At 42.3% G+C, this 16,970-nt stretch carries 17 protein-coding genes; 15 read left to right on the top strand and 2 right to left on the bottom strand.

Annotated features, from left to right (window positions below; translation table 11 throughout):
• Positions 1-60: 60 nt before the first annotated feature.
• From DDR33_RS16375 to DDR33_RS16330, 10 genes are all read left to right on the top strand, one after another.
• Positions 61-369 (top strand): hypothetical protein, encoded by a 309-nt coding sequence (locus DDR33_RS16375; RefSeq protein ID WP_109416883.1) that lies wholly within the window; start codon positions 61-63, stop codon positions 367-369.
• A gap of 24 nt (positions 370-393) precedes the next feature.
• Entirely contained in the window at positions 394-684 is a 291-nt protein-coding gene (locus DDR33_RS16370; RefSeq protein ID WP_109416882.1) for a cell division protein ZapA, read from the top strand.
• Positions 685-908: 224 nt separating this feature from the next.
• Positions 909-2,462, top strand: coding sequence for a ribonuclease Y (rny, locus tag DDR33_RS16365; RefSeq protein WP_109416881.1), 1,554 nt, complete (start codon positions 909-911; stop codon positions 2,460-2,462).
• Positions 2,463-2,520: 58 nt separating this feature from the next.
• Positions 2,521-3,039: an Mpo1 family 2-hydroxy fatty acid dioxygenase gene (locus DDR33_RS16360; protein ID WP_109416936.1), complete on the top strand. Its 519-nt coding sequence runs from the start codon at positions 2,521-2,523 to the stop codon at positions 3,037-3,039.
• 62 nt (positions 3,040-3,101) lie between these two features.
• Complete coding sequence (locus DDR33_RS16355; RefSeq protein ID WP_109416880.1) at positions 3,102-3,347, top strand: hypothetical protein; 246 nt, start codon at positions 3,102-3,104, stop codon at positions 3,345-3,347.
• Positions 3,348-3,461: 114 nt separating this feature from the next.
• Positions 3,462-6,254 carry a TonB-dependent receptor gene (locus DDR33_RS16350; RefSeq protein WP_146198793.1) on the top strand — a complete coding sequence of 931 codons (2,793 nt, stop codon included), beginning with the start codon at positions 3,462-3,464 and terminating at the stop codon, positions 6,252-6,254.
• Positions 6,255-6,358: 104 nt separating this feature from the next.
• Positions 6,359-7,759, top strand: coding sequence for a hypothetical protein (locus tag DDR33_RS16345; protein ID WP_146198792.1), 1,401 nt, complete (start codon positions 6,359-6,361; stop codon positions 7,757-7,759).
• Positions 7,760-7,962: 203 nt separating this feature from the next.
• Positions 7,963-8,814, top strand: a complete 852-nt coding sequence (locus DDR33_RS16340) for a LiaF transmembrane domain-containing protein (RefSeq protein ID WP_109416877.1) — start codon at positions 7,963-7,965, stop codon at positions 8,812-8,814.
• Positions 8,815-8,825: 11 nt separating this feature from the next.
• The gene (locus DDR33_RS16335) at positions 8,826-9,881 is read left to right on the top strand and encodes a sensor histidine kinase (protein ID WP_238387831.1); all 1,056 of its coding nucleotides are present in this window, start codon (positions 8,826-8,828) and stop codon (positions 9,879-9,881) included.
• On the top strand, positions 9,859-10,602 hold the full coding sequence (locus DDR33_RS16330; protein ID WP_109416876.1) for a LytR/AlgR family response regulator transcription factor: 744 nt from the start codon (positions 9,859-9,861) through the stop codon (positions 10,600-10,602). The genes DDR33_RS16335 and DDR33_RS16330 overlap by 23 nt, the downstream gene beginning before the upstream one ends.
• 56 nt (positions 10,603-10,658) lie before the next feature.
• On the opposite strand, the gene DDR33_RS16325 is transcribed toward DDR33_RS16330, so the two are convergent.
• Positions 10,659-11,429, bottom strand: a complete 771-nt coding sequence (locus tag DDR33_RS16325; protein WP_109416875.1) for a DUF3575 domain-containing protein — start codon at positions 11,427-11,429, stop codon at positions 10,659-10,661.
• Between the two features lie 96 nt (positions 11,430-11,525).
• The gene (locus DDR33_RS16320) at positions 11,526-12,050 is read right to left on the bottom strand and encodes an NADPH-dependent FMN reductase (protein WP_109416874.1); all 525 of its coding nucleotides are present in this window, start codon (positions 12,048-12,050) and stop codon (positions 11,526-11,528) included.
• Between the two features lie 166 nt (positions 12,051-12,216).
• Between DDR33_RS16320 and DDR33_RS16315 the strand changes: the two genes are divergently transcribed.
• Genes DDR33_RS16315 through lepB form a run of 5 tightly spaced genes read left to right on the top strand, consistent with a single transcriptional unit; the run spans position 12,217 to position 16,840 of the window.
• Positions 12,217-13,023 carry a ParA family protein gene (locus DDR33_RS16315; protein ID WP_109416873.1) on the top strand — a complete coding sequence of 269 codons (807 nt, stop codon included), beginning with the start codon at positions 12,217-12,219 and terminating at the stop codon, positions 13,021-13,023.
• Entirely contained in the window at positions 13,020-13,919 is a 900-nt protein-coding gene (locus DDR33_RS16310) for a ParB/RepB/Spo0J family partition protein (protein ID WP_109416872.1), read from the top strand. Before DDR33_RS16315 ends, DDR33_RS16310 begins: the two co-directional genes overlap by 4 nt.
• Positions 13,920-14,618 (top strand): DUF5683 domain-containing protein, encoded by a 699-nt coding sequence (locus tag DDR33_RS16305; protein ID WP_146198791.1) that lies wholly within the window; start codon positions 13,920-13,922, stop codon positions 14,616-14,618.
• Positions 14,615-15,358 carry a 4-hydroxy-tetrahydrodipicolinate reductase gene (dapB, locus tag DDR33_RS16300; RefSeq protein ID WP_109416870.1) on the top strand — a complete coding sequence of 248 codons (744 nt, stop codon included), beginning with the start codon at positions 14,615-14,617 and terminating at the stop codon, positions 15,356-15,358. The genes DDR33_RS16305 and dapB overlap by 4 nt, the downstream gene beginning before the upstream one ends.
• An 18-nt stretch (positions 15,359-15,376) precedes the next feature.
• On the top strand, positions 15,377-16,840 hold the full coding sequence (gene lepB / locus DDR33_RS16295) for a signal peptidase I (protein WP_109416869.1): 1,464 nt from the start codon (positions 15,377-15,379) through the stop codon (positions 16,838-16,840).
• Positions 16,841-16,970: the final 130 nt, after the last annotated feature.

Here is a 16,970-nt window from a genome sequence, read left to right as displayed (position 1 = left end):
TAGGGAAAGAACTGGGAGCTGAAATACGGAAGTGATCCGCCACCCGCAACCAAAAGCTATATGGCACTTACAGGACAATTGGATAATGTTCTTGAAAAAACGAAGAGACTGGTAGAGCTTTGTGAAGCTTTGCAGGAGGAGAATGACTTGTTGAAGCAGGAAAACCAAACATTGAGAATAACTGTTGACACAGGAAAGAGCAAAACTATTGAGCTGGAAGAGAAGCTGAAAGCGTTGAAGTTAGCCCGCTCACTCGAGGTTATATCGGGTGCTAAAGCAGGATCAGATGAAAAAACGCTTGACATAAAGCAAAAAATTAGCGAATTTGTGCGGGAAATAGATAAATGTATTGTGTTGCTGAAAAAGTAATGCAGAACGTGAAACAAAGCTCAGATGGGAGAAATCTCAATTAAAATAAATATTGCTGACCGTGTCTATCCTTTAAAGGTGGATATGGAGGAAGAGGAAATCGTACGAAGGGCTGCTAAATTGATAAATGACCGCATTAAGGAATATCAGGAAAATTATGCGGTGAGGGATAAGCAGGATCTCTTGTCAATGAGTGTGTTGCATTATGCAACTGCTACATTGAGAGCAGAGAAGAAAATGTCGGAAGATGGGACAGAGGTGGCGGATAAGGTTTATCAGTTAGATCAGATGCTTTCAGATTTCTTCAGTAAGTAGTATATTCGTTCTTTAATATATAGAGCACAAGGATTTAACCGCAGTTAATTCTTTAGTTTCACTATTGTATAAAACTTAACGCTTCTATATCAAAAGAGTTAAAAAATGTAAATCACCTGGCTTGACCACTTGATTATGATTACAACTCTAAACTTGTTTGCAGAAGTTTTACAGTACATGGAGCTTTAATTAATTGCGGTTTTTTTTTAAACTGAAAGGAACATATGGAAATAATACTTTACGTTTTAGTAGGACTAATAGCCGGAGTGGTGATAGGGCGGTTTATGCTCCGGAAATTGTTAAGAAATCAGGAGCTGGCCGCCCAGAACAAAGTAAAAAAGATATTAAAGGACGCTGAAAATAATGCCGAAATCCTAAAGAAGAACAAACTTCTTGAAGCTAAGGAGAAGTTTCTTCAAATGAAGGCAGAACATGAGCAGGAAGTAAACTCTAAGAACAATGCGCTGAACCAAAGAGAGAACTCTGTCAAAGGTAAAGAGCAGTCCCTGAACCAACGCATTGAGAATGTCAACCGCAAGGATCAGGAAATTGAGAACCTGAAGAAGAATCTTGAAAAGCAATTAGAAATTGCACGTAATAAGCAGGATGAGGTAGAGGTGCTGAAGATGCAGCACATTACAAAGCTTGAAACTATTGCGGGGATGAGCGCAGAGGAAGCGAAGAATCAGCTGGTAGATTCGTTAAGGGAAGAGGCGCGTACTAAGGCTATGATCCAGATAAAGGATATAGTTGACGAGGCAAAACTTACCGCCAGCAAAGAAGCTAAGAAGGTAGTTATTCAAACCATCCAGCGGACTGCAACCGAAGCGGCTATTGAGAATACCGTATCTATCTTTAATATTGAGAACGACGAGATCAAAGGACGTGTGATTGGACGCGAAGGCCGGAATATCCGTGCACTGGAAGCGGCTACAGGCGTTGAGATCATCGTAGATGACACTCCTGAAGCGATCATTCTTTCCGGGTTCGATCCGGTAAGAAGGGAAATCGCCCGCTTAGCCCTTCACCGCCTGGTGACCGATGGAAGAATTCACCCGGCAAGAATTGAAGAGGTTGTAGCAAAGACAAAGAAGCAGATAGACGACGAGATCGTTGAGATCGGCGAGCGTACCGTGATCGACCTGGGAATTCATGGTCTTCATCCTGAGCTAATCAGGATGGTAGGAAGGATGCGTTACCGTTCATCTTACGGTCAGAATCTGCTTCAGCACTCCCGTGAGGTAGCTAATTTCTGTGCTACAATGGCTTCTGAGCTCGGATTAAATGTAAAGCTGGCGAAGCGGGCAGGCTTACTTCACGATATTGGTAAGGTGCCTGATGATAATCCGGAATTACCACACGCAATCCTGGGAATGCAGCTTGCTGAAAAGTATAAAGAACATCCGGAGGTTTGCAATGCTATTGGTGCTCACCATGATGAAATTGAAATGACTTCCATGATTTCGCCAATTGTACAGGCATGTGACGCTATATCGGGCGCTCGTCCGGGAGCCCGCCGTGAAGTTGTTGAAAGTTACATCAAAAGGTTGAAGGAACTTGAGGAACTTGCCCTCTCTTATCCGGGTGTTGAAAAGACTTTTGCTATCCAGGCAGGTCGTGAACTTCGTGTCGTAGTGGAAAGTGAGCGTGTAAGCGATGCACAGGCAGAAATTCTTGCTACAGATATTTCGAACAGGATCCAAACGGAAATGACTTACCCGGGACAGATTAAAGTAACGGTTATCAGGGAAACGCGTTCTGTATCCTACGCTAAGTAATTTTAAGCCCCTCTTTATGAGGGGCTTTTTTCTCTTTCCAAAATATATACATCCAGATATGCCTCCAAAAGATAAAAGAAATCAGCCGGAGACTAAATCTTTTGATTTACTTACAAGTCAGTTTTCTCTTCTGCATTCAAATCCGTCTAACAGGTTAATTCACTATATTTCTATTCCTGTTGTTACGTTTGGGCTACTTGGAGTAATTTGGGCTATTCCCTTTCCTCATGTGGACTTACTCGGAGCTTATAACGGTTTCGTAAACTGGGCTTCATTCATTATCGCCTTTTGCATCTATTATTATTACCGCCTATCGGCAGTTACATCTTACATGGTATTGCTGATGGTTTTTGCGTTTTCTGCCGGGATTGTGGGATTAGAGAAGCTGCATAATCAGCAGGGCTGGCCTGAAATGTGGCTGGTGTGCCTCGTCCTTTTTATCTCAGGCGTGGTAGCTCAGATCGCCGGACACAGAGCTGAACCTAAGCGGCCTTCTTTTTCCGAAAGCCTCAGATCTGTGCTTATTGGGCCTATGTGGCTGTTTGATCAGCTTTTAAGTAAGGCAAAAAGATCCTGATTTTTTCCCCCTGCTGCATACTGGCAATGTATTTGAGGAGTATGTCTGAAAATCTACATGCTATGGAAAATGAAAAATATCTGGTTCCCGCAGTGCTGTCAGCTGTGGTTCCGGGCTTGGGACAGATCGTGAAGGGACAATTTGTAAAAGGACTTCTCATTATTATTGTAGGTGTAACAGTTGCTTTTACCCTGGTGTGGACGTTTATAGTACCCATACTTATATGGGCCTGGAATGTATATGATGCATATACATCAGCCAGTGAAAGGAATTTTGTAGAAGATAAAAGTAAAAGGGTGGGCATATAGCTCACCTTTTCGTTATTAACAATTATTTAATATTTAAGTCACTTATCTTTAATTAATACCTAACATCCTGCTAACATTGTGATAATACTTTTGCTACAAACAAATAAGGCAAAAGTGAAAAATTATTACAATTTTAAAGTTTCGGGTCTGTTTATCTTATTCATCCTGAATATTTTTTCTGTAGTAGCACAGCAAACAGGAAGAATTGCAGGTAAAGTTACCGACAAGAAAACAGGTGAGACGCTCATCGGGCTTACTGTTAAGGTAGAGGGTACTGCAAAAGGCGTGTCGACTGATGTTGAAGGAAGATACAACATCGGGGGACTGGCAGCGGGACGATATACACTGGTTTTTTCTTATGTAGGATACCAGGCAAAGAAGATTTCTGATATAGTGGTTAAAGCTGGATCCGTTACAACAATGGATGTGGTAATGGAGGAACCGGCTGGGCAGCAGCTACAGCAGGTGGTAATAAATGTATCGGCGAAACAAGCTAGTGTAGGTGCGTTATACGCACAACAAAAAAACAGCATTAGTATATCAAGCGGTATTTCAGCTGATCAGATCAAACGTTCTCCTGACCGAAATACTTCTGATGTCCTCAAGAGAGTAAGCGGAGCAAGTATACAGGATAATAAATTCATTGTGGTGAGGGGATTGGCTGACAGATATAACTCTGCAATGCTGAACAACTCGAGCCTTCCTAATACGGAACCTGATAAGAAGGCATTCTCTTTTGATATTCTTCCTTCCAATCTTATTGATAAAGTAGTGGTTAACAAAACAGCGTCTCCTGATTTACCAGGCGACTTTTCCGGAGGCGTGGTTCAGATTTCTACTAAAGATTTTCCGGAATCAGCGTTTTTAACGCTTAATGTTGGAACTGCTTATAATACGCAATCAACGTTTAAGGATTTCGTAGGTCCTCAAAACAAAAATAAAGGAATGTTCGGCGGCTACGATAAGGGAAGAGATCTTCCATCTTCTTTTCCAATGAAAAGTGCCTATACAAACATGCCGGTGGAGCAGCAGATAGTAGAAGCCCGGAAATTTACCAACAATTGGGGACCGCAGAATTACACGGCTATTCCCAGTCCGATCCTTCAGGCCACTTATGGTACCAGTAAAGTTCTGAAGAATAATAATAAGTTCGGAACAGTACTTTCTCTTTCTTACCGTTATGACGAGCGTCTACAAAAAGGAGAAACAAACGGGTATGTGGGGCAAAGTCTGAATTTTGAGTACAACGATAACCTTTATAACTACAATACAAATATTGGCGGCCTTGCTAATTTTGCTTACTCATGGGGTTCGAATAAAATTGCTTTAAAGAACATTTACAACAGGGTTGTCGAACAGCAGTTTACAAGCAGATCTGGAATGGAAGTAGATAGCTATGTCAGGAATAATTTTAATTATCTTCTTGAAAGATCGTTGTATTCGAGTCAGTTGGTAGGAGAACATGCTGTGGGGGCAAAGCTTAAGTTTGACTGGAATCTTAACTATGCAAATACAAAAAGAACCGAGCCTGGATTTAAGAGGTTAACAACACAAAGTTCTACTGATTCTGAGAATGGTCCCTACAGATTAAACGTGGGACAGGTAGGTTCGCCAACTACCCTTGGAGATTTCTATTCAGATCTGAAGGAAGACCTCTATGGTGCATCTGCTAATTTTAGTCTTCCGGTGAATTGGTTTAACCAAAAGAATAGTAAACTGAAATTCGGATATTTTGGCCAGTATAGAGACAGGACTTTTGGGGCTAGGGTACTTGGCTATATCAGCGGTGCTTATGATAATGTCGGCTTTGATACCTCCTTGCAGGGCTACCCACAGGATCAGCTATTTAATCCGGAAAACATTAGGGTGGGAGGGTTCTTTCTGCAGGACATCACGAACGGAACAGATACTTATGATGCAGATGCTTTTTTAAACGCAGGTTATGCAATGTTTGATGGTTATCTTGCAGAGAAGCTTAGAATCGGTGTTGGTGTGCGAATGGAATCCTATGCTCAGGAGCTTAATTCTACAAGTAATAATAATAACCCATTAAAAATAGATACTGTTTTTAATGCCCTGCTCCCTTCTTTAAATGTTATTTATAACACTACTGAAAAAGCCAGTGTTCGTCTATCTGCATCAAGAACCGTGGGAAGACCTGAATTCAGAGAAATTGCACCTTTTTCATTCTACGATCATAAAAGGAATGCTAATGTTGTAGGAGCTCCTTATCTGCGTCCTTCCACTACCAATAATTTTGATTTAGGATATGCGATTTATCCGAAGGCGGGAGAGGTATTGTCGATCAGTGGGTTTTACAAATATTTCGAGAATCCTATAGAGCAATCGCTTGATTTTAGTTCGGGAAGGAGTTTCTCATATTGGAACGCTCCATCTGCTAATCTTTTCGGAGCGGAGTTTGAAATCAGGAAGGGCCTGGAGGTGATTAATGAGAAGCTCAAGAATATCACCTTTAGTGCTAATGCTTCTTACATATATTCATCGGTCGAAGTTTCTAAGGTGAGAATTAATAAAGACGGGAAGCGTCCTTTACAAGGGCAGTCGCCTTACCTTGTAAATGCCGGGTTGCAATATGCATCGGCTCAGAAGAATCCCTTTGGCCTAAGTGTTCTTTATAATACCTATGGAAGAAGGATTGCAGCGGTCGGCAATATTGTGGATACTGATCTGTATGAAAAACCACGTCATGTAGTTGATTTACAAATTTCAAAAAGCCTCGGCGCTGGCAAAGGCGAACTGAAATTGAACTACGGAGATATTCTGAATAACAAATACGTTGAATATCAGGATGTAAATGACAATGGTAAGTTCGATAAGGGAGATAATCTTAACCGTTCTTACAGACTTGGGTCCAATATAACGATTGGTTACAGCCATACTTTTTAAAGGCATTACAGTAAGTTAACAATTGGGAGAGGTATTGATAATACTTGGTTAATATCTTCTTAATCTGGCACAACTAGTTTTACACACGAAAAATATTGAATGATATGATACAGAAAAGACAAAGTTTATTATCGGTTCTAATGTTAGGCCTGGCGATCCTGTCCGGTTGTAGTAAGAATAATGACGACGATCAAACTGAAGAACCAAAAGATAATGTAGCTGAGTTAAGTGACTCTTTTTTTGAAAAAGTAAGTTATATCGGGGCTTTCGGAACTGCTGACTGGAGTACAGGATGGGCTAATTATAATCCGAGTGCTACTACATACCCTGCAACAACAGAAGTATTGGAAGGTGAAATCACTGCAAACAGAACTTTAAGCAAGAATTCGGTTTATCTGCTGAAAGGATTTGTTTACGTGAAAAACAACGCGACTTTGACTATCCCTGCAGGGACAATTATCCGGGGCGATAAGGACACTAAAGGCGCTCTTATTGTTACCAGGGGTGCTAAATTGATTGCCAATGGAACGTCTTCAGAACCGATTGTATTTACATCTAACAGACCAGCAGGAGACAGACATCCTGGTGACTGGGGTGGTATCATTATTCTTGGTAAAGCCAAAAATAACATTCCAGGCGGTGAGGGTGTGATTGAAGGAGGAGTGGATGATGCAACTGGTTCAGGAAAACACGGTGGATCTGATGATAACGATAACTCAGGTGTATTAAAATATGTTCGCGTTGAGTACCCTGGAATTGCTTTTGCACCAAACAATGAAATTAACGGTATTACTTTCGGATCAGTTGGTTCCGGAACGAGTGTTGATTACGTTCAGGTATCGTTCAGTGGTGACGATTCTTTCGAATGGTTTGGCGGAACTGTCAATGGAAAGCATCTTATCTCAATCGCTAACGTAGATGACGTGTTTGACTTTGATAATGGTTTTTCAGGAAAGTTACAGTTCCTTGTTGGACAGAGAACTCCTGATAACTTTGACGCTGCTGGTCAATCAAACGGAATTGAAGCCGATAATTCTGAATCTCAGTTTACTACAAGCCCAAGGACTCGTCCGGTAATCTCAAACATGACGATTATTGGCCCCGGAAATATAAATGTTAGTGAGAAACATGAGTATGCTAATCTCTGGAGAAGGGGTGCCAAGTTTGTTCTTGCCAACTCTATTTTTATCAATGCAAGATATGGTTTGGATATAAGAGATAAGGAAACAGGTGATGCCCTGAAGGATGGTAGTTCCATCATGAAGAATAACATTTACCAGGCATTCGTATCTGATAAAGAACTTGTAGCAGACGGAAAGAATTCTAACAGCAATGCGCCTTCATTCAGTACAGTACAGGAGTTGAAGGATTACTTCGACTCTAAGAATAATAAGCTGATATCTCAGACTGATGCTGCTAATCTGTTGAGTAATCCTTTTAATCTGACGGCTCCGAGTTTTGTATTAAAAGCAAACTCCGTTGCCTCTGCAGGCGCAACATTTTAATAAAGTAAATCATAACATAAAAAGCCCCTGTCTGATTGCTGATCAGGCAGGGGCTTTTGTTATATTAGCTTGAATAGCATTGGCTAATGCTCTTCCTTTTTCACCGACCATTTCCCCCCATTTACCGAAAATCTCCACTATCCAGCCTGTTTGCTATTGCCGCTCCCGTCTAACTCCTATATCTTTACAGCAAAGATTAAGATATGGAACCGACAAACACACACTATAATAGAAAGCCCGGCGCCGGCAAACAATGGACGGGGCTTATTCTGCTCGTTTTGGGAGTCATCTTTTTGATCAGGTCCCTTGGCGGATTCATTCCTGGCTGGATCACAAGCTGGCCGATGATACCATTGGTGCTTGGTATTTTTTCAGGTATCCGGAATAATTTCCGTAATCCCGGGTCATTCATCCTGATATTTATTGGTACACTGTTTCTGGCAGGGAGTGTGATCCCTGGTGTAGAACTCTCTGATTTCATAGTTCCGGTTATGATTATGGGACTGGGACTCTATTTGATTCTGGGCAGGAAGAAATCCTCACGCCTGATGTACGACAGGTTTAAGGATTTCAATAGAGACAGCAGCAAATATTCCTGGGATAAAAGAGTAGATGTGGAAAATGCTGAAAGTGCTCAGACCAACCCGGGCGAATTTGCAGATCCAGTTGACCCCTATGCTGCTGCCGAAAAGAATGATCCTCATGCATTCAGAGAGGATTACCTGGATACAGTATCTGTTTTTGGGGGAATAAAGAAAAATATATTCTCCAAGAACTTCAGGGGTGGTGATATTGTGACGATTATGGGAGGCGCCGAAATTAATCTTTCCCAGGCTGATATACAGGGAACGGTAGTGATTGATATCACCCAGGTATTCGGCGGAACGAAACTTATTATTCCTCCTCAATGGAAGGTAACTTCTGATCTTGCCGCCTTATTTGGCGGGATTGAAGACAAAAGGCCTTTAATGCCAGCAGCAAATATGGCTGAAGGGAAGGTATTAGTGCTGAGGGGAACATCTATTTTCGGAGGAATCGATATCCGTAGCTTTTAATCTTTAATGCCGTGGATGTATCATTATTCTCGTCAAAAAGGGTTGTTGCTGTCATAGCGGTCTCATGGCTGATCTGGATAGCGATGCATGCAGTAACCTTCTACTTCCTTGGATTTGGATGGGAGGTTGCCTTTATTGACGCCATCGTTACCAATGTCCTTCTGTTCCTGGCCTCAATGGTTGTAAGCAATACGCTAAGATTTTACCAGCCCGGAAAAGGGCGGTATATCAACGTGGTAGCCTGGTGCTTTCTGCTTTCTGCTATGTGGGTATTCTTATCCAGGTATGTTCTATTGTATATCTTCAATGGAAATCCCGTTTATATAGGACTTCTCGATAAGTCTTTAATTATAAGAGGGTGCGTGGGCTTTCTCCTGATCAGCGGTACCGGCCTGATCAGCATGCTGTGGTACACTTTGCACGATCAGAAAGAAAACGAACGGAGGAAAGCGGATGCTGAAAAACTGGCCCGTGAAGCAGAATTGTTTAACCTCCGTCAGCAATTACAGCCTCACTTCCTGTTTAATAGTCTTAATTCTATAAGCGCACTTGTGGGGAGAAGACCGGAGGAAGCCAGAACGATGATCCATCAACTCTCCGACTTCCTCAGAGGAACGTTGAGGAAATCAGAAAATGAATTTGTGAGCTTCGACGATGAGCTTCAGCACCTGCAGCTTTATCTTGATATTGAGAAAGTGCGTTTCGGCCATCGGCTGAATACGGAAGTGAAAAAGGATGATGGATGTGGCGATATGGTTCTGCCGGCGATGATCCTGCAGCCTCTTGTGGAAAATGCTATTAAGTTTGGCTTGTATGACACCACCGGACAAGTAACGATCAGTATTAGTGCAAATTGTATTCCTAATTATCTCGTCCTTAGAATTAAAAATCCCTATGATGTCAACACGGTACGGCCTAAAAGTGGAACTGGCTTCGGTCTTACGGGAATTAAAAGGAGGCTTTATCTTTTATTTGCCCGTACAGATTTGCTTGAAACAAGCGGAGAAAATGATATTTTTACAACAACGGTAAAAATACCACAGTATGACAAGGGCAATATTAATTGATGACGAACCATTAGCCAGGGAGGTTGTAAAGGAATATCTGGAAGAGTATCCTCAGATTGAGGTGGTTGCAGAGTGTAATGATGGCTTTGAAGGTGTAAAAGCTGTCAGTCAGCACCAGCCTGACCTGATCTTTCTGGATATTCAGATGCCTAAGATCACCGGCTTTGAGATGCTGGAACTGCTGGATTCACGTCCTGCTGTTATTTTTACATCTGCATTTGACGAATATGCGATTAAGGCTTTCGAAACACACGCTATCGACTATCTTCTGAAACCCTTTAACAAAACCCGTTTTAAGCAGGCTGTAGATAAATGGATGGAGCAGCGAAATCTGACCGAAGCAAGGCAGCAAGTTCAGGCGCTTCTGGAGAATACGGCCCCGACACCGGTGTTTAATGAGCGTATCGTAGTGAAGGACAGGAATACGATTAAAATCATTCCGGCCCTGGATGTGCAGTACCTGGAAGCATATGATGATTACGTGAAGATCCATACTGCAGACGGGACTTTTCTGAAGAATAAAACCATGACATTTTTTGAGAATACGCTCGATGATAAGCAATTCGTCAGGATTCATCGTTCGTTTATTGTCCAGGTTCCACAGATTACGGGGCTTGTGCCCTATGAAAAGGATTCATACAAATTGCTGCTGAAGAATGGAAGTAGCTTGCCTGTCAGTAAGACCGGCTACGCGAAGCTGAAGCAATTACTGCAGATGTAATAAAATTAAAGCTGTCTGATGAGCAGACAGCTTTAATTTATATATTTTTTTGTTTACTAGAATCTCACACCTAAGTTTATTCCGGCTCTCACACCTGTCCACGGGCCTTTGAGATCCATCCGGGCGCCGGTGGAAGTCACTGAGACGTCTGTATCAACCAGGGGAATATCCAGGCCTTCGAGTTCATCAGCCAATGCTTTTCGTTCGTTTTCATCACTGAGATCTACTTTGCTTTCTAGGTGTCCTTTGGATCTTCCATACTGAGGACCCAGGATCCACCAGTCAAGATACAGCAATCTGCTTAATTTCCATTGTGCGCCTATCAGTACTCCTCCCGTAACTGTGTTGAGCCTGCCATCGATAGGGATTGTTTTGGTGATGCTTCCGGATGGATTTGCTGATGCCGGAACAGCTACATCGTATTTAAAGTCGGGAATCTCTCCTGTGTAACGGGCTATTTTTGCAAAAGGAGCGACATAGAATCCCCTGAGCACATGTTGCCCCAGATAAAAGCGAACTTCGGGAGTGAAGGCAAAATTGCTTGTCTTCATGTTCTCAATTCGGTTCCAGGTATCATCGTCATCTATAACAGACTCCAATATACTTTTCAGGGGCAGCTTGCCTTTGGGCATAAACCGGATGCCTGCGCCAGCTGTAATTTTTGTGCCAACTACCCTCTCATACTGAAAGGAGTAATTGTTGAGAACAATTGCCGGAACGTTGATCTTCAGAAGATTCTTACCAGTATCGTTTGTTACCTGTGCTTTTGCAGATGTAACTGACAGGAAGAAAATAGCTGAAAGTAAAGTTGTAAAAGTGTATCTCATATAATGTTTTTTGTATCTAAGATAAACGCAAATAAGATTACTTCCAATACCTGAAAAGAGTATCTTACAACCCTTGTATGGTATTTAACTTCCGTTTCAGAAAGCAGCAAACCGTTCGATCTGCATAGAGGTGAATTTGAGCGTGTCTTCCTTAAAGAAATTGCCATTTTCGTCAAGCTCTTTCTGGATATATGGGATGTGTAATTTTAGTGGAAGCACATCCATATTAAGGTAATGACAAACTCCTGTGAAGTGATCGATACCCCTGATGTTGCCGTAACGTCCGTTTGAAACTCCCACAAGTGCTGCTTTCTTGCCGTAGAAACTTTCCGGGTATCGCAATGCGTCTACGAATACCTTCAGGATCCCCGGGAAACTTCCGTTATATTCCGGAATGATAAACAAAAATTTATCCGTTCCCGTCACTTTTTTCTGTAATATCTCGAAGCTCCCGAGCTTCTGCTTTTCATACATTGCCGGATGAATAATTCCTTCAGGCAGGTCTGTAAGCGATAGGATTTCAGCGCTGTGCCCCAGGTTCAACAACTGCCGCTGATAATATTGGGCTATCTTCAATGTATAACTATCCGGCCGATTGGTGCTTGCAATAATTGTAGTCATTTGTGGATAATATGTTTAAAACGCAAAACAGGGGCGCTCATTAAATTATTTAAAGTTCGTATCTTAGGCGATTGTAAAAAGTACGCACCAGGCAAAAATAAACATTTTTAATGCTGCTGTGTTTGACGGTGTTAATATTAAGTACGCTTAGAAATTAGGACAAGGAATGAGTAAGATTATAGCATTAGCTAATCAAAAAGGCGGGGTAGGGAAAACCACATCATCTATAAATCTGGCAGCCAGTTTGGCTGTTCTTGAGTATCGCACTTTACTGGTAGATGCTGATCCGCAGGCCAATTCGACTTCCGGAATAGGTTTTGATCCGCGCACGATAAAGGAGAGTATTTACGAGTGTATTATTAATGACGTAGATCCCAGGGATGCCATTCAGAAAACAGATACTCCAAACCTCGATCTTCTGCCGGCACATATCGATCTGGTTGGTGCTGAGATTGAAATGATCAACCTGACAAACAGGGAATATAAAATGAAGGCTGTCCTTGACAAAGTGCGGGACGACTATGATTTTATTATTATCGACTGTTCTCCTTCTCTTGGCTTAATCACAATCAACGCTTTAACTGCCGCAAATTCGGTGATTATTCCTGTGCAGTGTGAATATTTTGCGCTGGAAGGCCTTGGTAAGCTCCTGAATACCATTAAAATTGTTCAGAATCGCTTAAATACAGATCTCGAGATTGAAGGAATATTGCTTACCATGTATGATGTTCGTCTGAGACTTTCTAACCAGGTGGTAGAAGAGGTTAAAACGCATTTTCAGGATCTGGTATTCGATACTATTATTCAGAGAAATACAAGATTAAGTGAAGCTCCAAGCTTTGGTGTCTCTGTTATCATGCACGACGCGAACTGCAAGGGCTCTATCAATTATCTGAACCTGGCCAGAGAAATCATCCGTAAGAATGGCCTGGTGAGAGAGAATGGAAGTAATAAAGTAACAGTAAATTCATGACGCATATAAGGAAAACAGGATTAGGAAAAGGATTAAGTGCACTGCTGGATGATTCTGAAGTAGTACAAGCCCCCGTGCGTCAGCAGCCAGTACCGGAAGGCGTTTCTCCGGGTAATATTTCCCACATCAAGGTGAATGAGGTTGAAGTGAATCCTTTTCAGCCCCGTGCAGACTTTGATGAACAGGCCTTAAGTGAACTGGCTGAATCTATCAGGTTACAAGGGCTCATACAGCCTATTACCGTCAGGAAGGCTGGGAACAGATTTCAGCTGATATCGGGTGAGAGAAGGCTGAGAGCTTCTAAACTGGCTGGAATTGCGGAAATTCCGGCTTATGTTCGTACCGCGAACGACCAGCAGATGCTGGAAATGGCATTGATCGAGAATATCCAGCGGGAAAATCTAAACGCCATAGAAGTGGCTCTCAGTTTTCAAAGGATGATCGATGAATGCAACCTGAAGCAGGAAGAGCTTGGTGACCGGGTAAGTAAAAACCGGTCGACTGTAACAAACTATATCCGCTTATTGAAATTACCACCTGTTATTCAGGCATCTATCCGGGATAATGAGGTTTCCATGGGGCACGCCAAGGCTATTTTAGGCCTTGACGATGTAGATAAACAATTATTTGTTCATAAAGAAGTTATAGATAAAGGGCTTTCTGTCAGGAAGACGGAAGAGCTGGTAAGGGAAATTCAGCATTCAGGAAAGAAAAAGGACAAGTCTGGCAAGGAAGAAGCCATCTCTTTTCAGTTTCAGAAGATCCAGGACGACCTTGCATCGAAGTTTGCTACAAAAGTACGGCTTAAAGTTCAGGGTAAAGGGAAGGGCGCTATTGAGATCCCTTTTATGTCCGAGGATGATCTCAGCCGGATACTTGAACTATTAGACTGGTAAATGAACATATTAAGATTTTTTATTCTGATAGCCACTTTCTTTGTCTCAATGCCTGTCTTTTCGCAGACAGATAGTACTGCTGTCAGAATAGATTCTTTAGTAGCTGCCCCTGTATCTGCAAAACCTAAAATTATTGCTCCTAAGGATACAACCGCAAAAGATAAAAACAAGCAAAAGCAGGAAAAGGGCGGTGTTGTAAAGGACTCAGTGAGGCTTGCCCTTGAGGCGATGCCCAAAAGAGCGGCCTGGAGCTCGGCCATCATTCCCGGTTGGGGGCAGATCAGGAACGGGCGTTGGTGGAAAACTCCTTTTATTTACGGAGGATTAGTAAGTGTGGGGCTCGCATACAACTTTAACCAGGGATATTATAAGAAGCTTGTGAAGGAGTTGCAGGTCAGATGGAGGGCCGATCATAATCAGCCCCGTGAAGGTGATGTAAACAATCCGGATTTTGCGCCTTTCGAGGACAACGCGTTGATTTCTGCCAAGGATTTTTATCGCAGGAATAGGGATTTGAGCATTCTTGGGCTTCTTGCTGTACATACCATTAACATCATTGATGCCTACGTAGACGCCAAGTTTTTCAGATATGATATCAGCGATAAGTTAGGTTTTAACGTACAACCTACTTTGTTGCCTCCTGCTTCTTTTGCTTCAGCACCGCCGGTTCCGGCATTAAAATTAACCATTCCATTATGAAGATTGCCCTTTTAGGATACGGAAAGATGGGCCGCACCATTGAAACTTTTGCTTTGGGCCGCGGTCATGAAATCGTACTAACTATTGACGAGAATAACATAGATCTGCTTACTCCGGAGAATTTGGGAAAAGCGGATGTTGCCATAGACTTCAGTACCCCGGGGTCTGTACTTAGAAATATCGACACGTGCTTTGCTGCCGGAACTCCGGTTGTTGTAGGAACTACCGGTTGGTATGGACACTTACAGGAAATAAAAGACCGTTGCCTGGAGAGTAACAATTCTTTACTTTACGGCTCTAACTTTAGTATAGGAGTAAATTTGTTCTTCTTTGCAAATCGTGTTTTTGCTAAGATGATGAATGCTTACCCTCAATATGATGTACAGGTAGAAGAAATTCATCACACGCAAAAACTGGATTCTCCCAGCGGAACGGCTATTACTATTGCAGAAGAAATACTGGAAGGCTTGGAGAGGAAGAAGGAATGGGTGAATAACCTCGTTGGAACGGGAGAAGAAATTGTTAACAAGCCGGATCAGCTGCTTATTGAGTCTCACCGGATCGAAGATGTTCCCGGAACGCATACCGTGATCTACAGTTCGGAAGTAGACGAAATAGAGCTGAAGCATACAGCCCACAGCCGGGCAGGATTTGCATTGGGGGCGGTCATAGCGGCAGAATGGCTGAATGGCAAACGGGGATTTTATTCAGTTCAGGATATATTTGATTTTAATATTTAAAGAGAGGATTTTTAACAAATGGAACTAGGCGGTTATTTTGGTACATTGCTTTTGTGCCTGCCACTTATAATATTGCATGTTGCCGGTTTATGGAAGCTTTTTGAAAAGGCTGGAAGACCAGGCTGGGAGGCGTTGATCCCCGTTTATAATTTTTTTATCATGATAAAGCTGGCCGGCCGGCCTTCATGGTGGATCATCTGGTACTTTATCCCTGTTATTAATATAATTGTCGGAATTGGAGTTGTGATAGACTTCGTTAAATGCTACGGAAAGTTCAGGTTCTGGGAGCATGCCGCTGCCGTGGTGCTTTCCTTCGTTTATTTTCCTCTCTGGGGTTTTGATAAGACGACAAAATATCTTGGTCAGTCTGCTACGCCCGATTTCAGGCAACGTCATCCATATAAGAAATCTGCCGGGCGTGAATGGGCAGATGCTATCATATTCGCTGTTGTTGCAGCAACATTGATCCGCAGCTTCCTGCTCGAAGCTTATACAATTCCTACAGGGTCAATGGAAAAATCTCTCCTGATAGGAGATTTTCTCTTTGTAAGCAAGGTAAATTATGGCCCGCGGGTGCCTATGACGCCGATTGCTTTTCCTTTTGCCCACCATACAATGCCTATTATCGGAACCAAGGCTTATTCTGAGCTTATTGAGCTCGGTTATCACAGGATCCCTGGCTTTGAGAAAATTGAAAGACGGGATGTCGTCGTCTTCAACTATCCTATGGAAGCAGATGCACCGTTCAACAGGCCTGTAGATAAAAGGGAAAATTATATCAAGAGATGCATTGCAATACCGGGCGACACTTTAAATATTGTACAGGCTAACGTTTATGTGAATGGTAAATTGTCTGAAAAGCCGCAATATGGACAGAAGTTTTATTATATAAGAACGGATGGTACCGATTTCAATCCGCAGGCATTTAAAGACCTTGGAATTGATATTGACCCTGAGGTTGGAGATTTTCAGAGAATAGGAGCTGACGAATATCGTGTGAACCTGACAAGAGAAAACGCGGATGCTATAAAGAAATGGTTGAATGTAAAGGAAATTCATCCGGTTATATTGCCAGCTGGAAGCGGAGATGCATCTATCTTTCCGAATAATGCCAGATTTAACTGGAACCAGGATAACTTTGGCCCGCTCATTATCCCTAAAAAAGGATGGACGGTACAGCTTGACAGCACAACGATTCCAATTTACAAGCGTTCAATTGAGGTGTATGAAGGAAATAAGGTTGAGGAAAATGGAGGTCAGCTTGTTATCAATGGAAAGCCTGCTACCAGTTATACATTCAAACTTGATTATTACTGGATGATGGGTGATAACCGTGATAACTCTCTTGATTCACGTTTCTGGGGATTTGTACCGGAGGATCACATCGTAGGAAAAGCCCTGTTTGTGTGGATGAGCTGGGATTCAAAAGGAGATCTTTTTGGGAAAATACGCTGGAAGAGATTGTTTATGGGAATACACTAAAGGTGCCCATGCTCTTACAGGAGCATAACGATAAATAAAAAAGCTGTAGTCGAAAACGGGCTGCAGCTTTTTTATTTAACTTATATTTCCCGGTACTTACAGAAGACAGCTCGTCTTATGGCTCGGGCAA

Source organism: Pararcticibacter amylolyticus (assembly GCF_003130405.1).
GTDB classification, from domain to species: domain Bacteria; phylum Bacteroidota; class Bacteroidia; order Sphingobacteriales; family Sphingobacteriaceae; genus Arcticibacter; species Arcticibacter amylolyticus.
Note: the sequence above shows the minus strand (reverse complement) of the source record. Positions and strands in the feature narration are given on the sequence as shown.

Excerpts from the sequence above, each read along its gene's own strand:
- DDR33_RS16375 (WP_109416883.1), top strand. The coding sequence starts at position 61 with ATGGCACTTACAGGACAATTGGATAATGTTCTTGAAAAAACGAAGAGA.
- DDR33_RS16370 (WP_109416882.1), top strand. The coding sequence starts at position 394 with ATGGGAGAAATCTCAATTAAAATAAATATTGCTGACCGTGTCTATCCT.
- rny (WP_109416881.1), top strand. The coding sequence starts at position 909 with ATGGAAATAATACTTTACGTTTTAGTAGGACTAATAGCCGGAGTGGTG.
- DDR33_RS16360 (WP_109416936.1), top strand. The coding sequence starts at position 2,521 with ATGCCTCCAAAAGATAAAAGAAATCAGCCGGAGACTAAATCTTTTGAT.
- DDR33_RS16355 (WP_109416880.1), top strand. The coding sequence starts at position 3,102 with ATGGAAAATGAAAAATATCTGGTTCCCGCAGTGCTGTCAGCTGTGGTT.
- DDR33_RS16345 (WP_146198792.1), top strand. The coding sequence starts at position 6,359 with ATGATACAGAAAAGACAAAGTTTATTATCGGTTCTAATGTTAGGCCTG.
- DDR33_RS16340 (WP_109416877.1), top strand. The coding sequence starts at position 7,963 with ATGGAACCGACAAACACACACTATAATAGAAAGCCCGGCGCCGGCAAA.
- DDR33_RS16330 (WP_109416876.1), top strand. The coding sequence starts at position 9,859 with ATGACAAGGGCAATATTAATTGATGACGAACCATTAGCCAGGGAGGTT.
- DDR33_RS16325 (WP_109416875.1), bottom strand. The coding sequence starts at position 11,429 with ATGAGATACACTTTTACAACTTTACTTTCAGCTATTTTCTTCCTGTCA.
- DDR33_RS16320 (WP_109416874.1), bottom strand. The coding sequence starts at position 12,050 with ATGACTACAATTATTGCAAGCACCAATCGGCCGGATAGTTATACATTG.
- DDR33_RS16315 (WP_109416873.1), top strand. The coding sequence starts at position 12,217 with ATGAGTAAGATTATAGCATTAGCTAATCAAAAAGGCGGGGTAGGGAAA.
- DDR33_RS16310 (WP_109416872.1), top strand. The coding sequence starts at position 13,020 with ATGACGCATATAAGGAAAACAGGATTAGGAAAAGGATTAAGTGCACTG.
- DDR33_RS16305 (WP_146198791.1), top strand. The coding sequence starts at position 13,920 with ATGAACATATTAAGATTTTTTATTCTGATAGCCACTTTCTTTGTCTCA.
- dapB (WP_109416870.1), top strand. The coding sequence starts at position 14,615 with ATGAAGATTGCCCTTTTAGGATACGGAAAGATGGGCCGCACCATTGAA.
- lepB (WP_109416869.1), top strand. The coding sequence starts at position 15,377 with ATGGAACTAGGCGGTTATTTTGGTACATTGCTTTTGTGCCTGCCACTT.